The organism is Pedobacter cryoconitis (assembly GCF_014200605.1).
GTDB classification, from domain to species: Bacteria; Bacteroidota; Bacteroidia; order Sphingobacteriales; family Sphingobacteriaceae; genus Pedobacter; species Pedobacter cryoconitis_B.
This window is the reverse complement of record NZ_JACHCE010000007.1, coordinates 240938-259871: the sequence shown is the minus strand read 5'-3', so window position 1 is coordinate 259871 and position 18934 is coordinate 240938. Positions and strand designations below refer to the sequence as shown.

Here is an 18934-nt window from a genome sequence, read left to right as displayed (position 1 = left end):
TTACCAATCGAATCCCTGCAGGGATTCATGATATTTCAGAGGATCGAAGCTGTAAAGGAAGGGTGCTTTATGCGCCCCTCCTTTACGCAGGTCTTCATGTTTAACCAGGATGTCAAACCGCATAATACGGCGATAAAAATTGCCCCTGTTCAGTGGCTTTCCCAGTATAGTTTCATATAATTTTTGCAGTTCCGGTAAAGTAAATCTTTCGGGAAGCAGATTTTGTCCAATTGGCTTATAACTTAACTGTTGTCTTAATACGGTTAAAGCATTGGTATAGATTAATTGATGGTCCATCGCCAGTTCCGGCAAATCATCAATGCTTCTCCATTCACAACTTTCGCTGAATTCATCGGCGGTTACATTTACTTCGGTATAGTCAACAAGAGCGTAAAATCCGGCAGAGATGAAACGCTGTTTGTACCAGAGATCATCCTGATAGGCTGCAAAGAATTCTTCGGAACGGTTTAGCGCACCAAATACACCAAATTCCTGTAAATAAATACGTTCGGCGCCGGTTCTTTCAAAGAGCACACGCTGCGCTGCATCCTGTAAGTTTTCATTTTTCAGGACGTAACCTCCTGGCAATAACCAGCTCTGAACAGAATTGGTTTTGACTAAAAGGACTTTGAGCTGGTTTTCATGGAAACCGAATACTACACTGTCTACAGAGATGTGGGGCAAACATTTTTCCCACATCCATTTACTTTTTTCGATGATTCGCTGATCTAGTTCCATTGAAGGGCAATATAAGCATCTGTTTAAAAATATCAGCTGTAAAAACCCTGTCAGCGGTTGTTTATTTGAATTCGGTAGTTTTTAGTATTTCATTCATGATCTGTTCTGCTTTCTCTTTTTCACCGGATAACACAACCCCTACAGTACCTCTACAAAAGTGCCACTTGAAATACCTTTATATTGCTTAAAAAAATGGGCAGAACACCTCATTTTCAGCGGCAATCTAATCGCCTTTTTTGTATATTTTGTTATATTTATTCTCCATTCCCATGAAAACAGTTTCGATCGCTAACCGTCTTTTAAAGAACAGGAGTAATAAACATAAATTAGGGAAACAGCAGGCTTTTGAATCAGGAAATCTATAAAACTCTCCCAAAGAATTTATAAAAACTTATATTCGCGAAAAAAATTAATGCTTGAAATTGTATATCAGGATGATCATTTAATTGCGATCAATAAACCACACGGACTACTAGTACACCGTTCATCTATTGCAACAGATGCAAAAGAATTTGCTTTACAGCTCTTAAGAGACCAGGTAAACAGACGTGTAAGTCCAGTACACCGTTTAGACCGTAAAACCGGAGGCCTTTTGCTATTTGCTTTTGAAAAGGATGTGGAGATTGCTATGCATCAGCAATTCCAGAATAGTGAAGTGCAAAAGAAATATCTGGCCATTGTAAGAGGCTATGCCCCTGACAGCGAAGAGATAGATTATCCTTTAGCCAAAGAAAATGGAACCATGCAGGAAGCTTTTACTGCTTTTGTCACCCTTAAAAGGGCAGAGCTTGATATCGCTTTTGGCAAACATCCTACATCAAGATACTCTTTGGTAGAAGCTACGCCTACAACCGGTAGGATGCATCAGCTCCGCAAACATTTTGCACATATCTTTTATCCGATTATAGGGGATCGTAAACATGGTTGTAACAAACAAAACAAGTTCTTCAAAGAACAGTGGGAAATGACTACAATGTTGCTGCACGCCTCAGAATTATTATTTAAACACCCTGTTACAAAGGAAGATATTCATCTCAAAGCACCAGTAAATGAAGAATTCAAAAGAGTAATGGACCTGATGAGCTGGTCACTTTAATAATTCACCAATGATGACAGCTTGTTTGAAAGGTAATCCTACACATTTTGCCACTGCAGAAGACATGGTGATGCTTTTTGCCACTGAATATCCAAAATTAGTGGATAAAGTGATTTCACTGATGAACAAGTTAATATTAGGGTTTTTCGCTAACTAATTCAGGTCAGAAATTTATCCCTGATCTCTTGTGTGGGAACCATACAGCTATCCATTTGTCCAAACCAGCTGTATCGTCTTCTGGCAATCAGTGTATATCCATAGTTTCTGATAAAACGCGGAATAAAGCTGATCATCAGCAAAACCCATGACCATTTACTTTTCAGGTGTTTTCCGATATGGATAATACCGTCAGACCGGGTAAAGATCTTTTGATTGTGTATGACTATAATACTGTTTAAATTCTGCAGATCAATTTGATGAACTACAGATAACTCTTTTGCAACATCACTCTGCAGAGATGCAAAAACGAATCTGTTCTGTTCATCGTGACTGATCACATAATTGATATAGCTATTGCAGAAATTACATATTCCGTCAAATAGTATAATATCTTTTTTCCCGGTTACCATTGCGCTAGGTTGAATCTTAGAAAAGATGCTGTATTTGATGATTGATATAGAAAAGAGCGGGGTAGGCTGCCATAAAAGACCAGAAAAATGAATTTAAGCCCATGATGATAGCAGTTAAAAGATGAAATATAAATCCCCAGATGATAAAAATCAGCGCATAATTGAAAGGTAATATCAGGCACAACGGAAACAGGGTTTCCATAATCATGACGTTCCAGCATAAGAAAACGTTAATTCCAGGATATTTCTTTAACAGTACTGCTGCCCATCTGGAACCATAGGTTTTAGTAGAAAATACATCTTTAATCGCAGTAGAAGCACGCCATTCTTTAGATACTAATTTAGCAATCCCCGCAACGGTATAAGAAAGACAGGTTTGCAAACCAATAAACCAAAGTCCTAAAGTGGCCAGACGCGTACCTTCAACCAGGGGGGAATGGCACAGGAAAAGCGTAATAATAATCAGCATATTCATTTGATCGGAACCATCACTTCCGTAAAAGGTGATCATTGAACTGGCTAAAAGACTACACCCTAAAAGGCCAACCAGGATCCAGCCATAAGTGGTTTCGAGTGGATAGAATAGCAAACCCAAAATAATAAGACATCTTAATCCGAAAATGATAGCTAAACCTTTTTCATTAAACAGCTTAAACATCGGACTGAAGAATGAATTATGATCTTTTTTCTCCCAGCGCAGCTGCATCACATTCCAGGAAAGTAACCCTGTTGGAGAAAAGATCTGTATTTTTTTAATATACTCTAGGGTTGAGATAAATAACCCAACACTTAAAATCATTAGAATGAGCTGATTGGTTTCTATAATAGAAGTCATATGTCAAATTTATATTTGGTGGAATACTGATAATAAGATCACAGAAGGAGAGGTCTCTTTAAGGTATCCTGAAGTTTCGGCCAGCATAAATTGTCTTTGCACTGAACCCGAATTACATTTGCAATGACTTACCGCATGCAATACAATCAAATAAGGCATAGAGAACATGAGCAGATCATAGCCTTTATCACCTTTATAATGTGGGATACTGGCAACCAGGCTCTGGATTACATCGGCCAGTATTTTTTTATCTCTCTTGTCCGGATTCCAGCACCATGACCATAATGAACGTTCTTCTGTGATGTCCATTTCTTCCCAATCACCATGAATATCCTCGTCAATTTTATCTCTGTATAATAAATGGTAATCACTTTTTCCAGGATTAGGGGCGAAGAATGTCCATAGTGGAATGAGTCCGAAAACGTCAACCGTATGCCTGATATAGCCCGAAAATTTAGTGTATCTGAACTGGCACAAAATAGTTAGCAGAAACCATATGCCCAATATGCTTGCTATTATTGATTCATAAATAGTGCTGATGTCTGTAGGAGAAGCCATTTTTTAAAGATTAAATTCTAAAGGCGGGTGCAATCAGGCCCGCCTTTAAAACAGTAATTAATTAAACTTTTTACGAAGTTCTATCAGTTGCTGAACATTGATACCTGCTTTAGCATGTGATGCAAGGCTTTTTGAAGCTTCATCATGTGCTTCTTTTCCTAAAATAGCAGTAGCTACTTCAACAATGTCAGTAACATATGGAGTTGCTTTAACTGTAACTTTTGTAGCCTGTACTACAACTCTTCCTACCGCAGTAATGAAAGCTTTAACATCACCAACCTCAGCTTCTATGCCTTTGTGGTCTCCTTGCATCTCTGCGATAAGTGCATCAAGTGCTGCTAATTCCGCTTGAGATAATTTTAACTTTGCCATAATTTAATTTTTTAAATAAGTTGTTTTTTAGGTGCATTTGTTGAAGCTTCATTGCACAGCATAAAGAACGGAACATCAGAGAATTATAGCCATAGTAGATATACGCTAAAGAAAAACTACGTAATTATACTCAGCACAGCAGGAGAGCTATATCAGCCCGTTCTTTACGGCAAACAGAACCAGGCCGGCGGTATTGCGCACACCTATCTTATCAATGAGACGTTGCTTAATACCTTCTACAGAGCGGGGACTTAAAAAGATTTCCGTACCGATCTCAGTGGCTGTCTTCTCATCACAAATTAATTGTAATACTTCAAGCTCACGTTCCGAAAGTTCGACTTTTTGATGGAATGAAGGTTTGAAATTCCCTTTAGTGATCAACTTCTTTAAAAGCGCCTTATTGACCAGGTCGTTAAAATAATAACCGTGTAAATGTACTGCATAAATGGCCTCCCTGATTTCCAGAGGATTGGCATCTTTTAACAGATAAGCATTTGCCCCAATTTCCATGAGATGCACGATAAAGCTATCTTCATCGTGCAAAGTGACAGCTATAATCTTGGTTTGCTCAAATTTCTTTTTGATTTGCCTGGTGGCTTCCATACCATCCATTCCGGGCATCCTTAAATCCATCAGAATTACATCTGCCGGAATTTGCTCTAGTCTTTCCAGTAATTCATCTCCATTTCCGGCTTCTGCAACAACTTCCATATTTTCATCCAGGTTTAGACCAACTTTTAAACCGTCGCGGAAAATTGCATAATCATCTGCTATAGCAACTTTTATTTTACTCATTTTTTATCTGATTTATAGGAACCTGAATGTCTATATGATAGTCAGGACCCTGTTGTGAAAAGAGAAGTTCTCCCTTGATAAATATGACTCTGTTCTGGATATTTTTAAGACCCAGACCATTTCTCTTAAACCGAAGTTCTTCAAAACGCTGTTGTGTAAGTCCATCACCGTTATGAGATATTTTCAATAGGTATTTCTGACTTGTATATTCAGATATAATATGGATTTTAGTAGCCTTTGCATGGGTTAAAATATTATGAAGTAATTCTTGAATGATCCGGTAAATGCTGATATCATTTTCCATGGGGCAATGATACTTAGGGTCCATTGTAGTAGTTACCTCAACCAAAGATTCGTGCGCAATTTTACTTGCAAAATGACTGATCGCTTCATTTAAGCCAAATTCCTGTAAAATTGCTGAGTGCAGGCTATGAGATATGTTCCTTACTTTTTTAATGCCTTCGTCAAGCAGCTCCCGCGCTTTATTATAAATGCTCTCGTTATATTCGCCAGCACCTAATTTGATACTATGAAAATGCAATTTTGAAGAAGCGAGAATAGCACCAACCTCATCGTGCAGCTCATCTGCAATACGATGTCTTTCAGTTTCTTCACTTTTTATTGCAGCTTCTATAAGTTGATTTTTCTGATGTTCATTTAAGGACTGAATGGAATTTTGATAGTGCAGTTTTTTACGTTGTGTGAATATAAAAATCAACAGAAAACTTATGAACAACAGCAGCATTGCGGCAATACTAACCACAACGAAAAGTCTGATGTCAATATTTACCAGATTCATAAAATCCTTTAGCCATAAAAAGGTTAAAAATGATATAAGATATATTGTGGACGTTCCAGAGGTTAATAGCAAAATTTATCATATGTATCGTAAGTTCGTTGTACAATAGAAAAATAAAAAAATTAACTGCCACATACAAACCCAGACCTGTGGCAATCCAGAAGTCTGCAGTGAATATGTTCACGTTCACATTTTCGTGAACCTTAAATAGAAAATAGCTAAGGGAGTAGAAAAGGAGAGAAATTGCCTCAACAGACAATAACCGGCTGCTAAATCTCTAATAATAAAAAAAGTTTTCATAAAAAGTAAAATTAATAATAACAAAAAACAGAAATATAAAAGGTATAATTTTTTTTATCCTTAAAATAAATGGTTGTTTAAGGTAAATAAAAAATGAACTGAACAAAAAGAATGTAAATACAGAGTGTAGATTATATAAAGAATTATTAGAATTCAGACTTGCAGGAAGTATCGTTTTGAATTTCCAGATCACATCAATCAATTTATTGATCACCAATGCAAGCCATATATACAAAACAACCGGCTTAAAAATAACCGGTTGTTTGATATAAAGCAGGGCGGCAGCTGGAATAAAAAGTGCCCAGATTTCTGACCAGTCTAAAATTGTCTGTAAAACATGCAGCATATCACATCGCTTCTCTATAATCAGGTAGCAGGTGGCGATGGATTGGTTTCATTGGGATTATTGTAAACGGATAAAATATCATAATGTTTACTGTACACACCGTCAGGATGAGCTGGATTTAACATATGGGCATATGCAACTAATTGCAGTGGTTTACTTTCTTTAGGAGATTTAGGAAAGTAATAGGAAAAAACAAAGCTATCTATTCCATTAGAGTTTTGAATTAACTCCTGTATAGCGCTAACTTCGTACTTTAACCAATAAAATCTGAGCGTTTGAGATTCTTCCATATCATTGTTTAGGTTTTAATTTCACACAGGTTACACCCTGTTTTTTGATTAAAATTACAGCAGTTTCCAGTGTGTTATTGTAAAATATGACCCAAATATAGAATAGAAAAATATGGATTACCTTGCGTAAAAATACGCATATTTCAGGTTACGTATTTTTACGGTTGTTAATTTAAAGCAGCCTCTAATTATGTTTAATCGCCTTTATCGGATTAGCAATAGCTATCTGACAGGTTTGCCAGCTCACGGTAATTGCGGCTATAAAAATTTAAAAAAAGGAGTGTTTAGTTTTTAGTCCTGAACAGCTATAGTATCCTTAAACCGGATCATCAGACTTTCAATTTCACGCAATATTTTCTCTTCTGTAATTTCACCTGCTGTATTGATTTTTGATTTAGCAAAGGGGATAAGCAATTGCAGATTTTCAATGTTCCTGGCTTCAATAACTTTTAAAGTTTCCAGTAATGAGCTGTGTGCATATTGCCCTTCTGTAGCAGCTGTGATTAAGACGGTCGGTTTACCCGAAAATTCGGCGCTGGAAACAGTCCAGTCAATTGCATTTTTTAATGTTCCAGGCACACCATGTGCATATTCTGGTGTACAGATCAATATTCCATCAGCATTTTTGAGTAATGCTCTGAAAAAAAGTACTGAACCGGGTGTATGCTCAAAACTTTCATCAGGATTAAATGCCGGTAAGTCTATTAATCCTTCAAAATAGGTCATATTAAAAATATCTGCAGTCAACTCTTTAATTGCATTGATAAGCAAATGATTGGTAGAACCTTTTCTGGTGCTTCCTGAAATAGCAACGATATTCTTTTTGATTAATACTTCCATCACGCAATAATACGGAATGAAATAACAAATACAATGAAGCAAAATAATACAATGGAGCTTTCTTATGCTCCATTGTATTTACTGATTTTAAGCTGATAATTTCTAAACCTGTAAGAGGGAACATTCCTTTAAGATAACCTGTAACTGATCTTTATCGGCTTTGTCCAATGGTTTCAATGGTGATCTTAAATAACCAGCTGGTATACCTGTGAGTTCTAATCCTGCCTGGATTGCCCTTGGGAGGCCTTTGCTGACAATAAACTGCAATAAATCAACTTGTTTATAAAACACATCTCTGGCCAGCTCATAATTGTTATTCTGAACAGCATGATATAAATCTGTGGTCAGTTCGGGAATCAAATTTGGCGCTGCCGTACACCAGCCTGTTGCTCCGGCAGCAAAGGCAGCTAAAGCAATTGGATTAGACCCATTAAAGAAAGCCACTTCTTCGCCTAATTCTCTGCGTAAATAGTGCATCCTTTGTAAATCACCCGTACTTTCTTTGATCATGGTCACATTCGGAATTTCCAATAATCTTTTGAGCAGGGCAGGAGACATATCCACGCCGCCTGTTGCCGGATTATTATAGGCCATGATCGGAATAGAAATGGCATTGGCTACTTTTTCATAATGCGTAAAAATTTCATCATCTGTTAATTTCCAATAAGACATTGGCAGGATCATCACCGCTGCAGAGCCTGCTTTTTCAGCAAAACGGGCATGATGAAGTGTCCTTTCTGTAGTCAGTGCAGAAACCCCTGTAATTACGGGTACTCTGGCTGCGACCTGTTGAATCGTCGCTTCGGTAACCGCTTCTTTTTCTTCGTCTGTTAAATAAGGCAGTACCCCTGTACTGCCTAAAGGTGCAATCCCATGTGAACCTGAGACTACCAGTCTTTCTACCAGCACTTTAAACAGATTGATATCGACCTGCTCCTGCGCGTTAAACGGGGTAATGGGATAGGCAATAATGCCTTTGATTATATTTTGACTCATGTATATGCTGATTTAATTGTTTAAATGGATAAATAAAGGGCTCAAAAGCCCCTTATCTTAAAGATCTCTTCCTTCTTCTTCGCGTAAGGCTACCCCCAGGTTTTGCAGTTGTGGTGCGTTCTCACAGGCAAGATATTTTGCCGGCCCGCTTTCACTTAAATTCTGATGGCAGTGCCACGCCCAGCTTGGTATATAGACCGCGTCACCTGCTTTCCATTCTACTTTTACGCCTTCGACTTCTGTGTAACCCTGACCTTCTAATACATAAAGTACGGTCTCGTAAGTATGCCTGTGTTTATTGGTTAGCTGCCCCGGAAGCAGCCCCCCGATGGTCATACTTACATTTTTAGTAGGCAGATCCACAAAGAAAACAGGATGTTTTCTTTCGGTCGAGAACTGATTATGTTCACCAGCCTGCTCCACATTTCTATGAATTAATTTATCAGGCATGATAAAGGTTGGTCTGGCGAAAGTCTGATGAAAATCTTTTGATGTAAATGCTGATTTGCTTTTTTCCTGGTTTTCCATTTCCTTATTTATTTAATGTGATTAATTATTTATAAGGCAAAAATAGGCTATATTGGACCCCCAGGAATACTCCAGAATTTACACAAACACATGGTCCAGATATTACGTCCCTGGAAAACAATCTTGCCTGTCGTTTTGGATAGCGATGAGGCCGTATACCGTCAGATTGCTAAAGGAATTATTGAAGAAATTAAAAGAGGCCGGTTTAAACCGGGCATGGCACTGCCTGGAACCAGACCACTGGCGCTCGATCTGAAATTAAACAGGAAGACGGTTATTCTGGCCTATGATAGTTTAATTGCCGAAGGCTGGTTAACCAGTGCTTATAAACAGGGAACATTTGTTTCTGATAAACTTCCACAGAACATAAAGCTTTACAGGGATCATAAAACCATTATAGCAGTTCAAAGTATTCCTTTCAGCTATCGTGAACAGCAGGTCAATTCTTCTCTTGTACAGGAGAACAGTCTGGTTGTTTTCAATGATGGTTTGCCAGATGTAAGGCTGGCACCAATGAATGAGCTGATGAGGGCTTATAAAAGGATATTCCAGCAAAATGCCAAATGGAGAATGATGGGCTATGGTGATCCAAGGGGTACAGACAGGATACGAGAAGCTATTGCAAGTATGCTGATCCACGATAGAGGTGTCAGTGTAGAGCCCGGACAGCTTTGCATCACCCGGGGCAGTCAAATGGCTTTATACCTGATTGCAAATGTTCTGATAGAAAAAGGGGACCATATTGCGATAGAGAACCCGGGTTATGCACCTGCCTGGAAGGTATTTGAACGTGCAGGGGCAAAACTGATTCCGGTAGCGGTAGATGAAAATGGCATTTGTGTGGATAGTCTGGAAGTTCTTTGTACTCAAACTAAGGTTAAAGCAGTTTATGTGACACCTCATCATCAGTTTCCAACCACGGTAAGTATGAAGATTGACCGGCGTTTAAGACTGATTGAACTTTCAAATCAATATGGCTTTGCAATTATTGAAGATGATTATGACCATGAATTCCATTTTAGTTCAAAGAGTTTATTCCCGCTAGCCAGCCATCAGAATGCATTAAATGTAATTTATATTGGCTCATTGAGTAAAATTGTGGCTCCTGCTTTAAGAATAGGTTATGTCAGGGCTTCTCAGAAATTTATAGCAGCACTGGCTGCCTTAAGAAAGATGATTGATGTGCAGGGCGATAATGTAATGGAACATGCAGTAGCAGAATTAATGGAAGAGGGGGCTGTTAAGAAACATGCAAAAAAAGCCTATGCTGTTTATAAGGACAGGAGAGACAATATGGAAGGAATGCTCAATACGTACCTTGGAAGCCATATTTCTTTTAAGAAACCCGAAGGTGGACTGGCTTACTGGATCAGGTTTAACGAAAATAGAAATACGGTTGAGCTGGCTGCCCGTTTATTAGAAAAAGGGGTTTCCATAATTCCAACTGAGCCTTTCTCTTTTCATTCTGATGCATTGAATGCCTTGAGACTGGGTTATGCTTCTTTAACTAAAGACGAGATGGAAATGGGCTTAAAGCTGATTGCAAAGGAATTATAGTTTCAAATCTTTGTTGAATTTCAGCTCCAGTTCGATTTTCCCCGTCTTTGCATCCTTTTTAGTGCCTTTGATTTCAAGTTTACTAAAATATCCTATACAGTTATTCAAAAGAGGAAATTGATTCTGTTTTCTGATTTTATCAAAGTCAATCTCCGTAAACAGGAAATACGGACTGGCAGCCTGGTTATGAGAAAGTATCCTTTCTTCGCTGGTGCTTAATTGTAAAAGTCCTGTATTGTTATTGCTGTAAACTTCATATAGGGGAAATAGATCTTTGTTCAATTGTTCATCAGGACTGATCACTGCTTGTTTTTGTAAATAGCTGAGCAATGCAGGTGCATTTCCTTTAAGCGATAAGGTAATGTCAGGTACTTTGACTTCTTTTTGCTGAATGCGTTCTACTTTTTCAAATTCATCATTATACTCATAAGTAACCACAGGCTGGTATTGATTAATCAGATTACCTGATTCTATGGCCGCATAACCATGGTAATACTTTAATAAAGTGTCTTTTTTAAGTACGTAATTTTTAAAGTGAATATCTTCTTTCAGTAAACCTTTGAGGTCTGCATTTATCCAGGCATTTATACTGAGTCCTTTAGCTAAATCAGCAGGACAATAAGATTGATCCGGTACGTTCAGGCCTTCCAGTGGAAATGTGCCTTTTAAGGTAAAGCTATGGTCAGTAAAGCTGGCCTGTCCAGAATAGGTTTTATAATTGTAAACCACAGGGGCATCTTCTTCCTTCAATTGCTCAATACGGGGATCAGTAACTGCTAAAAAGCTTTTCTCTTCGAGCAGCTCATTTAAAACATCATTTACGCTCTCTTTGGTTAAAGAGTAGGAGATCGCTACATTTTCTGCATTATAAGCTACTTTTAATCTTTGATCTGCATTATTTCCCCATACAATTCCCTGCCCGTTTTTTTCAAAATGATTGATTTTAAATGTCCTGATCAGGTATTGTTTTAATTCTGAGGTATCGGTAACAGGCAGGGAACAGAAAAAAGTATGTGCCGATTTATTGCTCACGGTGTAAACGAAGATATTAGCTGGTACCCCGAAACCACGGGTATCACTTTTAATAGAACTTAATCCTCTTTTCTTTACAATTTCGTCTATATTGATCTTAAAAATAAGGGAAGCATGCTGATGAACCCTGTTTTTATAAGAACTATATTGTCTGTACCGGAATAAGCCATAAACAGCCAGCAGCAACAATAAGATTAAAGATGTTGCTGCTATTAATATCTTCTTCATAATTATTTTTCTACATCTTCAATGATAGAGAACAGATATTTTAAAGCATTCTGTTCTTTAGCAGGAATATCCATACTTATTTCGCCCGAAAAAACGTTTCCTTTAACCGGAGCAGACTTAATATAGATATCACCTAATGAATTTAAAATTTTATTTGTCTTTTCTAATTTTTGAGGACTGCCTAATTCACTGTAAGGTATTTTCCCTGCCATTCTTTTTGAATTGAAATAAGCAGCAAAGTTGTTTTTCAGGATTTCGTTTTTATGTCTGGAAGAAATTTTACCCTGGTATTTGTTGTTTACAATCTGCCCGATTTCCTGACCATCAGAACCCATAAAGATAATCCCGTTGTGGATAGCAAAATAAACGGGCATCGGGTTTTTAGGAGTAATCAGTTCATAATAGTTGTGCATGTCTTTCACTACATTTTTCTTTACCCCGTAGGCTATTAATTTATCGAGTAAACGGGTATCTCCGGTAGACAGCATGAACAGAAAATCAGGTCTGGTTTCCATTTTAGTTTTGGTTACGGTGTCTCTTTCGAAGTTATCTTCGTTATACTCGTAAGTTTTGTAGGTAACTTCTTTTTGCGTTAAACCGTTAAAAATAAGCAAACCGTCTCCTTTGATCACTTTACTTACAGCTTCTTCGTCCAGTAACAGGCTAAACAGATCTGAAGCCATACTCACTTCATCTTTATAAACTGATCCATACATTTTATTCATCAGTTTTGGGTATTCTTCCAGATAGGCCTTACTGTCCATTGCATAGGCCATATACCCTATAAATTTGTCTTCGTTAACATAATTCAGAAACTTCTTGTTTACTTTTCTCTTATTTATTTTTGCGAAAGCCGTGGCCATTTCATCACTTAAGGTCAGTGATGAACCGATTCGGATGTCATTTTTTTCCAGATAAAGGTTCATGCTGGCGCTTCCATATCCTTTAAAGACGTTAAGTCCTTTAAATATAGAAACAGGAAGAAATGAAAGCAAAGCATGTTCCGTACTCGGAATCCATGCACTGATCTCTGCTTTTTCATCTCTGCTTTTAACAAAATCTTTATTGCTGAGTATCGATTTATGATTGTCTCCGGCAAAAAATCCTGCTACCATTTCTCTGGTCCAGCTCTCTACTTTAGCATCCTTGATTTCTCTGATCCTGTGGTCTGCATTGACTACAGCAGTATCAATTTCTTTCATATAACCGTTTGTACCTGCATAGGCTGTGCTATCACCTGTTTCATAATTTTCTTCTTTTGGCAGCTCTTCATCAATTATGACGATTTTCTTTACCGGCTTTCTTTTCGGGTATTTTTTTGCTGTTTTATATTTTTGACGATTGATCTTTACCTTTCCATTTTTATGTTTACGAACGACAGTCTTTTTTCTTTTTACAGGCTGAGGCACTTCCATATAGGGAGGTGATTCTACTTCTACCACATAATCAGTAGCCTCATTGTAAGCCGGACTGGCAGTAGCTGTTGTGTCAGCCAACCCAAACTCTTTGACTACAGGTAAGCCTAAACGTTTACTCACTTCTGGTTTTAAAAAATAAGCTTCTTTTCCTGCGCTCTTTACAAAAAGGAACATTTCATCATTCCAGTACACAACTTCTGTAGAGTTATAGTTATGGTAAGCTCTTAATTTATCATTTAAAGTGAATTTCTTATCTGCTTTTTTAAACAATTCATCTACCTGGGCTGCATTTTTAACCGGAGCAAGCAAACAATTATAACTTACGCTGTCATTGCTTTGGTTGTAATAATAAAAGGTAGAAGACAAGTTAAAGCCGAAATCTTCTATCGTTCTTAAATCTCCTTTTGCGGCTTTAGCGAGCTCTTCTGTGATCTTTTTTCCTGCAAATGTGTTATTGAATTCTTTTACAGACATTAACTGAATTAAATTACCTCCTTTTAAGGTGACAACGGCTTTTGCTTCGGCAGGAATGTGATGTACCAGATCCTGTGCGCTGACCCCTAAGGCTGTGATGGAAAAAATAGCAGTTATTGTATATTTATAAAGATTCATGGGAAAATGGTTAAGATGCTAATGGATGTTATTTAGACAGGGTAATTTTATTGGATATATTGGTTTTACCATTGATCAAACCCAGGATGTCTGTATTCAGTAAGATAGCTTTCCTGGTTTTTGATATTTTAGCCAATGGGTTTTCGGCAGTCACTATTGGTTTTTCAAATCTGTAAATACTGGTGTAAGTAGCTTCTTTAAAGATGTTTCTGACCTCCGGTTTTAACTTATTATATTGAATAATAGCTTCTTTGGTATGCGTATAATTACGTTGAAACGTATTATTGGCCGTATTATAAAGATAGGAGGAGTTGTTAGCCGTATTAATTTTCAATTTCTTAAGGACACTCTGGTTGATGTTATTGATATTGGAAACGTTCTCAAAAGCAAAACTCACGCTCACAATGTAATTTTGAAAATCTATTTTCTTTTTAACGTTACTGATTCCTTTGGAGTTTTTGAGATGGACAACGAGCTCATCCATTTCTTTCTGAATAGTTTGCCTGGTAGGTACTTTATATCCATTTATACTATCTAAAAGCATGATAGAGGCAACTTTAGCTTTGCTTGCACTCAGGTTTACGGTAAGATCTACTGTACCCGAGCCATTGCCGGCGATATTGATTTCTTCAATGATTTGAAAACAGGAGGAAAAACAACATACTGTTACCAGTAGTAACAGGTATCTGAGCGCTTTATTTTGCATTTAACAGGTAGGATGGTCATTATTTAATATTTTCTAAAGGTAGAATTTTTTATCCGGTTTATGCTAATACAGGATTAGGGGCGATTGGTAATTTCGCAAATTTGATGACTTCTATACTTGGAAAGCCAAAATCTTCTACTACTTTGCCAAGGATCAGGTAACAGCCGCTTCCCCTAAAAGGATAGACAGGGGCAGAGCTGGAGAAATGTGTGGTATCAAAGAAATTGCCATCTGCATCGAGAAAAGTCCCGAACCACATCTTTTTATTGTTTTTGGTATGCACCGTTTTTTCACAGACATAAAGACCAACCATTTTAACGGTCTGGCCTACATAACTGATTAATTCTTTCGTCCTGATATCACCGCGATAACTGGTTTGCAACAGGTCAAAAAAGGAAAGGCTTAGTGGAAAACCTAATAATTCGAGTTCATGGTAAGCGTTTTCCAGTTCTGTATTGACGAGTTCGGGAAGCTGATAATGTTTAGCTTCTGTCTCAAATAACCGGGTATGCACAAAGGATTTCACTTTAGTACCCAGCAGAGAATGGATATTCCACAGCAATTCTTTTTTACTGCGTCCGGTAAAACGCAATGCCCCGGTACGGATTAATATAATAGCCTGATCAAGGCTAATAGCGGTACGTTTTACAAAATCATACAGATCCAGATAGTTCCCGTTCCGGATGCGTTCTAAAGGTATTTCTTCCATTAATTTCAGGGTAAGCCCCTGGATTCCGATAAAACCGAGATAGGCATCTTTTCCACGCAGGGAAACAACCGGTATACTGTGATTGACGCAGGGCAAATGTACGGTTGCACCTGCTTTACGGAGTTCATGAACATATAACCAGCGGGTATAGAAACCACCATAATTGTTGAGTACGGCCACCATAAATTCTATTGGATGATAGGTTTTCAGATATAAACTCTGATAACTTTCTACAGCAAAACTGGCAGAATGTGCTTTAGAGAAACTATAACCTGCAAAAGAAGAAACCTGACGCCATACTTCTCTGGTGACCGCTTCTTCACGGCCCAGTTTTTTTGATCCTTCAAAGAATTTATCTACCAGTTTATCAAATTCCATTCGGGAACGGTATTTACCACTCATCCCTCTGCGTAATATATCGGCATCACTGCCATTCATCCCTCCATAATGGATACAGACTTTAATCACATCTTCCTGGTAAACCATTACACCATAGGTTTCCTGCATTTGCTCTTTCATAACCGGGTGGAGGTATCTGACGCTTTCGGGCTGGTGGTAATTCTGAATATAGGTTTTCATCATACCAGATTGTGCTACGCCGGGCCGGATAATGGAACTGGCTGCTACCAGGGTAAGATAATTATTACATTTCAGCTTGGTTAAGAGCTGTCTCATAGCTGGTGATTCAATATAAAAACAGCCTATGGTATCGCCAGACTGCAAACGGGCATTGAGCAAGGGGTCTTTCATAAAGTCCCTCACCTGATGGACATCTATTTTTATCTGCTGGTTTTCTTCTACAAGTCTTGCAGCTTCTTTGATATGGCCAATACCCCGCTGACTCAGAATATCATATTTATCATAACCAATCAGCTCTGCTTCGTACATATCCCACTGTACGGTTGCCATGCCTTTAGGTGGTAAATCGAGTGCGGTATAATAGGTGATCGGCTCTTCAGAAATTAAAACCCCGCCTGCATGGATACTCCGCTGGTTAGGCATGCTGCTCATCAATTCGGAAACAGCCATTATTTTTTGGAAAGTAGGATTGCCCCGGTTGGCCGCATCTTGTGTACGATCGGTAAAACTATCAATTTCTGCTTTAGGTAAACCCATTACTTTACCGATCTCCCGGATCACCGACCGGTCTTTGAACGTAGACATTGTACCTAATAAAGCAGTATGTTCTGCACCGTATTTTTTAAAGATATACCGCTGTACATCTTCGCGCTCATCCCAAGAATAATCAATATCAAAATCGGGTGGTGAGGAACGCCGGGCGTTCAGAAAACGGTCAAAGTAAAGATCCAGTTCAAGTGGGTCAACATCTGTGATCCTCATACAGTAAGCTACCGTACTATTGGCTCCCGAGCCACGTCCTACATGATAATATCCTTTGGCGGTGGAGTACTGAATGATATCCCAGGTGATGAGAAAATAGGCGCAGAAATCCATCTCCTGGATAATTTCAAGCTCATATTTTATCTTCTCCAGCGCTTTTTGATGAGCTGCGCCATAACGTTCTGCCATTCCTTTCATGGCCAGTTCTTCCAGCAGTGCTTTATCTTTTTCTTTACTCCCGGTGAAGGTTTTACGGTTCAGTTTAATCTTTCCCTGCTGGTAATCCATCACACAATTATCCAGCAGTTTAATTGTGTTTGCCAGTATAAAGGGATATTTACTGAATCTGTTTTCGAGTTCACCGGGAGGGAGAAAGGTATCTGCAGGACTGCATTTATCGGCTGTGCTTGTTTTACTAAGCAGCGTATTTAAGTCAACGCTGCGCAGGTATTCATGTAAACGATATCCGATTTTCCCGATAAATACAACGGGTTGTAAGATCACCAGTTTATGTTGAAAACGGCTTAAGTCTTTCTTGTATAAAAAGTGTAATTCATCGGATCGTATGCCTATATATTCATTTTCTTCCAGATCCGTCTCATTGGCCATATAGGGGTAAAGCACATAGCAGTTTTTGAATACCGGAGGCCGGTCGGGCAGTTCCCGCTGTTTCAGGTTATGAAAAGTCAGGAAATCATTGAGTTCTTTCATGCCTTCTTTATTCTGGGCGATACCAATATAAAGCAGCTTGTTATTTTTTCTGAATTCTAATCCACCGACAGGTTTGATCCCATGAGCATGGCAGGCCCTCATAAACTCCATTACTCCTGTAGAATTATTCAGATCGGTCAGTACCATTTGAGTAACACCCTGCCTGGCAGCTTCTTTAACCAGATCCGGGATAGCTATAGTACCATAGCGAAGACTGTAATGGGAGTGGACATTCAGGTACATGTTTAAAGCTTTAAATCTAATACTGAAGCCATTGTAATAGCTTTTCCTCCAAAACGCTGCCGGATTTTATCCATCGCCTGGCATAAATTATATTGCTCCTGTGAATTTTCATAAAGATCGATCTGCTCAAAACCATTCACCAGGTTAGACAACCGTACACCTACTAAACGGATCAGCATTCTTTTCTGATAAAGCTGTTTGAAGAGTTCTTTTGCTTTCCGGATCAATACTGCATCCATCGAGGTATAGGAAATTGTGGCCTGTTTAGTGACATCCTCAAAATTGGAATACCGGATAGTAACTGTAATACAGGCTGCAATTTTCTTTTTCTGCCGCAATTCAAAACCCAGATCCATGACCATTGAGGTAATCAGGTTACCAATGGTTTCTATGTCAATGGTATCTGCTTTGAAGGTGCATTGTGTGCCTATACTTTTCTGTTCCTGATAGGGGATTACTAAAGACTGGTCAATCCCTTTGGCTTTTTGCAAGAGGGAAAGCCCATTTTTGCCCAGCAGGCTCACCATTTGATCAGGATGGATCTGTGTTAAGGTGAAAATCTTCTTGATGCCCATATCGCTGAGCTTCATAAAGGTTTTCTCGCCCAGCCCGGGAATCTTTTTGATCGATAAAGGATCAAGGAAATCTTTGACTTCATGTTGTTTCACATCAAGCTCTCCATTGGGCTTACATTCATTGGTAGCCATTTTGGAGACCGTTTTATTGACTGATAAACCAAAAGAAATTGGCAGACCAGTTTCTTTGATCACGGTCTGGCGGAGTTCATGGGCATATTGACGGGTGCCATGAAAACGGTCCATCCCGGTCATATCTATGTAATGCTCATCGATACTTGCTTTCTCAATGAGCGGAACACGTGATTTTAATATTTCGGTGACTTCATGTGAAGCTTCAGAGTAAGCATCCATGTTTCCTCTGATAAAAATAGCATGCGGACAAAGCATTTTCGCCATGCGCGAAGACATAGCTGCATGTACACCAAATTTACGGGCTTCATAACTGCATGAGGCCACAACACCACGGTCAGAAGTTCCACCTATAATTACAGGTTTACCAGCCAGGGTGGGATCTTTACGCACTTCTACAGAGACGAAGAAGGAGTCCTGATCCATGTGGATAATGTGTTTGTCGGACATAAACTGTTTTAGTATTACACAAATGTATGTTAAAAATAGTAGTTATAACAAATATTTTGCTAAATATATTAGTAATACATAAACTGTTTTTAAACAAAAAAAGGAGGATAACAGCCTGATAGCTGTATCCTCCTTTTCTAAAATATTTATCAGGTAAA

The 18934-nt window shown here is 38.4% G+C and carries 19 protein-coding genes; 3 read left to right on the top strand and 16 right to left on the bottom strand.

Translation table 11 applies throughout. The annotated features are described in order from the left end of the window. Complete coding sequence (locus HDE68_RS20180) at positions 1 to 738, bottom strand: NUDIX hydrolase (RefSeq protein ID WP_183884036.1); 738 nt, start codon at positions 736 to 738, stop codon at positions 1 to 3. Between the two features lie 412 nt (positions 739 to 1150). Here HDE68_RS20180 and HDE68_RS20175 point away from each other — a divergent pair, with 412 nt between their 5' ends. Both HDE68_RS20175 and HDE68_RS20170 read left to right on the top strand, forming a co-directional pair. After that, positions 1151 to 1834, top strand: coding sequence for a pseudouridine synthase (locus HDE68_RS20175; protein ID WP_183884035.1), 684 nt, complete (start codon positions 1151 to 1153; stop codon positions 1832 to 1834). A 10-nt stretch (positions 1835 to 1844) separates the two neighbouring features. After that, positions 1845 to 1991 (top strand): hypothetical protein, encoded by a 147-nt coding sequence (locus HDE68_RS20170; protein ID WP_183884034.1) that lies wholly within the window; start codon positions 1845 to 1847, stop codon positions 1989 to 1991. Between the two features lies 1 nt (position 1992). Here the strand turns inward: HDE68_RS20170 and HDE68_RS20165 are convergent, their stop codons facing one another. The 10 genes from HDE68_RS20165 to HDE68_RS20120 form a co-directional block, all read right to left on the bottom strand. Further along, on the bottom strand, positions 1993 to 2403 hold the full coding sequence (locus HDE68_RS20165; RefSeq protein WP_183884033.1) for a thiol-disulfide oxidoreductase DCC family protein: 411 nt from the start codon (positions 2401 to 2403) through the stop codon (positions 1993 to 1995). Positions 2404 to 2419: 16 nt separating this feature from the next. Then, entirely contained in the window at positions 2420 to 3238 is an 819-nt protein-coding gene (locus HDE68_RS20160) for a hypothetical protein (protein WP_183884032.1), read from the bottom strand. A gap of 9 nt (positions 3239 to 3247) precedes the next feature. Next, complete coding sequence (locus tag HDE68_RS20155; protein ID WP_183884031.1) at positions 3248 to 3796, bottom strand: hypothetical protein; 549 nt, start codon at positions 3794 to 3796, stop codon at positions 3248 to 3250. A 57-nt stretch (positions 3797 to 3853) separates the two neighbouring features. After that, the gene (locus HDE68_RS20150) at positions 3854 to 4168 is read right to left on the bottom strand and encodes a hypothetical protein (protein ID WP_183884030.1); all 315 of its coding nucleotides are present in this window, start codon (positions 4166 to 4168) and stop codon (positions 3854 to 3856) included. Between the two features lie 147 nt (positions 4169 to 4315). Next, the gene (locus tag HDE68_RS20145; protein WP_183884029.1) at positions 4316 to 4963 is read right to left on the bottom strand and encodes a response regulator transcription factor; all 648 of its coding nucleotides are present in this window, start codon (positions 4961 to 4963) and stop codon (positions 4316 to 4318) included. After that, the gene (locus tag HDE68_RS20140; protein ID WP_183884028.1) at positions 4956 to 5762 is read right to left on the bottom strand and encodes a sensor histidine kinase; all 807 of its coding nucleotides are present in this window, start codon (positions 5760 to 5762) and stop codon (positions 4956 to 4958) included. The genes HDE68_RS20145 and HDE68_RS20140 overlap by 8 nt, the downstream gene beginning before the upstream one ends. Positions 5763 to 6428: 666 nt before the next feature. Then, the gene (locus HDE68_RS20135; RefSeq protein WP_183884027.1) at positions 6429 to 6698 is read right to left on the bottom strand and encodes a hypothetical protein; all 270 of its coding nucleotides are present in this window, start codon (positions 6696 to 6698) and stop codon (positions 6429 to 6431) included. 291 nt (positions 6699 to 6989) lie between these two features. Then, positions 6990 to 7538, bottom strand: a complete 549-nt coding sequence (locus HDE68_RS20130) for an NADPH-dependent FMN reductase (RefSeq protein ID WP_221300834.1) — start codon at positions 7536 to 7538, stop codon at positions 6990 to 6992. 102 nt (positions 7539 to 7640) lie between these two features. Continuing rightward, the gene (locus tag HDE68_RS20125; RefSeq protein WP_183884025.1) at positions 7641 to 8534 is read right to left on the bottom strand and encodes a dihydrodipicolinate synthase family protein; all 894 of its coding nucleotides are present in this window, start codon (positions 8532 to 8534) and stop codon (positions 7641 to 7643) included. Between the two features lie 57 nt (positions 8535 to 8591). Continuing rightward, positions 8592 to 9062 carry a cupin domain-containing protein gene (locus HDE68_RS20120; protein ID WP_183884024.1) on the bottom strand — a complete coding sequence of 157 codons (471 nt, stop codon included), beginning with the start codon at positions 9060 to 9062 and terminating at the stop codon, positions 8592 to 8594. Positions 9063 to 9152: 90 nt separating this feature from the next. Here HDE68_RS20120 and HDE68_RS20115 point away from each other — a divergent pair, with 90 nt between their 5' ends. Next, a complete protein-coding gene (locus tag HDE68_RS20115) occupies positions 9153 to 10619 on the top strand; it encodes a PLP-dependent aminotransferase family protein (RefSeq protein WP_221300833.1) in 1467 nt (488 codons plus the stop codon). On the opposite strand, the gene HDE68_RS20110 is transcribed toward HDE68_RS20115, so the two are convergent. The 5 genes from HDE68_RS20110 to dinB are packed head-to-tail and all read right to left on the bottom strand — an operon-like array spanning position 10614 to position 18776. Beyond that, the gene (locus HDE68_RS20110) at positions 10614 to 11879 is read right to left on the bottom strand and encodes a hypothetical protein (RefSeq protein WP_183884023.1); all 1266 of its coding nucleotides are present in this window, start codon (positions 11877 to 11879) and stop codon (positions 10614 to 10616) included. The genes HDE68_RS20115 and HDE68_RS20110 overlap by 6 nt on opposite strands. A 2-nt stretch (positions 11880 to 11881) precedes the next feature. Further along, positions 11882 to 13909: a hypothetical protein gene (locus tag HDE68_RS20105; protein ID WP_183884022.1), complete on the bottom strand. Its 2028-nt coding sequence runs from the start codon at positions 13907 to 13909 to the stop codon at positions 11882 to 11884. 28 nt (positions 13910 to 13937) lie between these two features. Beyond that, positions 13938 to 14615: a hypothetical protein gene (locus tag HDE68_RS20100; RefSeq protein ID WP_183884021.1), complete on the bottom strand. Its 678-nt coding sequence runs from the start codon at positions 14613 to 14615 to the stop codon at positions 13938 to 13940. A 58-nt stretch (positions 14616 to 14673) separates the two neighbouring features. After that, positions 14674 to 17619, bottom strand: coding sequence for a DNA polymerase III subunit alpha (locus HDE68_RS20095; RefSeq protein WP_183884020.1), 2946 nt, complete (start codon positions 17617 to 17619; stop codon positions 14674 to 14676). A gap of 2 nt (positions 17620 to 17621) precedes the next feature. Then, positions 17622 to 18776 carry a DNA polymerase IV gene (gene dinB / locus HDE68_RS20090; protein ID WP_183884019.1) on the bottom strand — a complete coding sequence of 385 codons (1155 nt, stop codon included), beginning with the start codon at positions 18774 to 18776 and terminating at the stop codon, positions 17622 to 17624. Between the last annotated feature and the right edge of the window lie 158 nt (positions 18777 to 18934).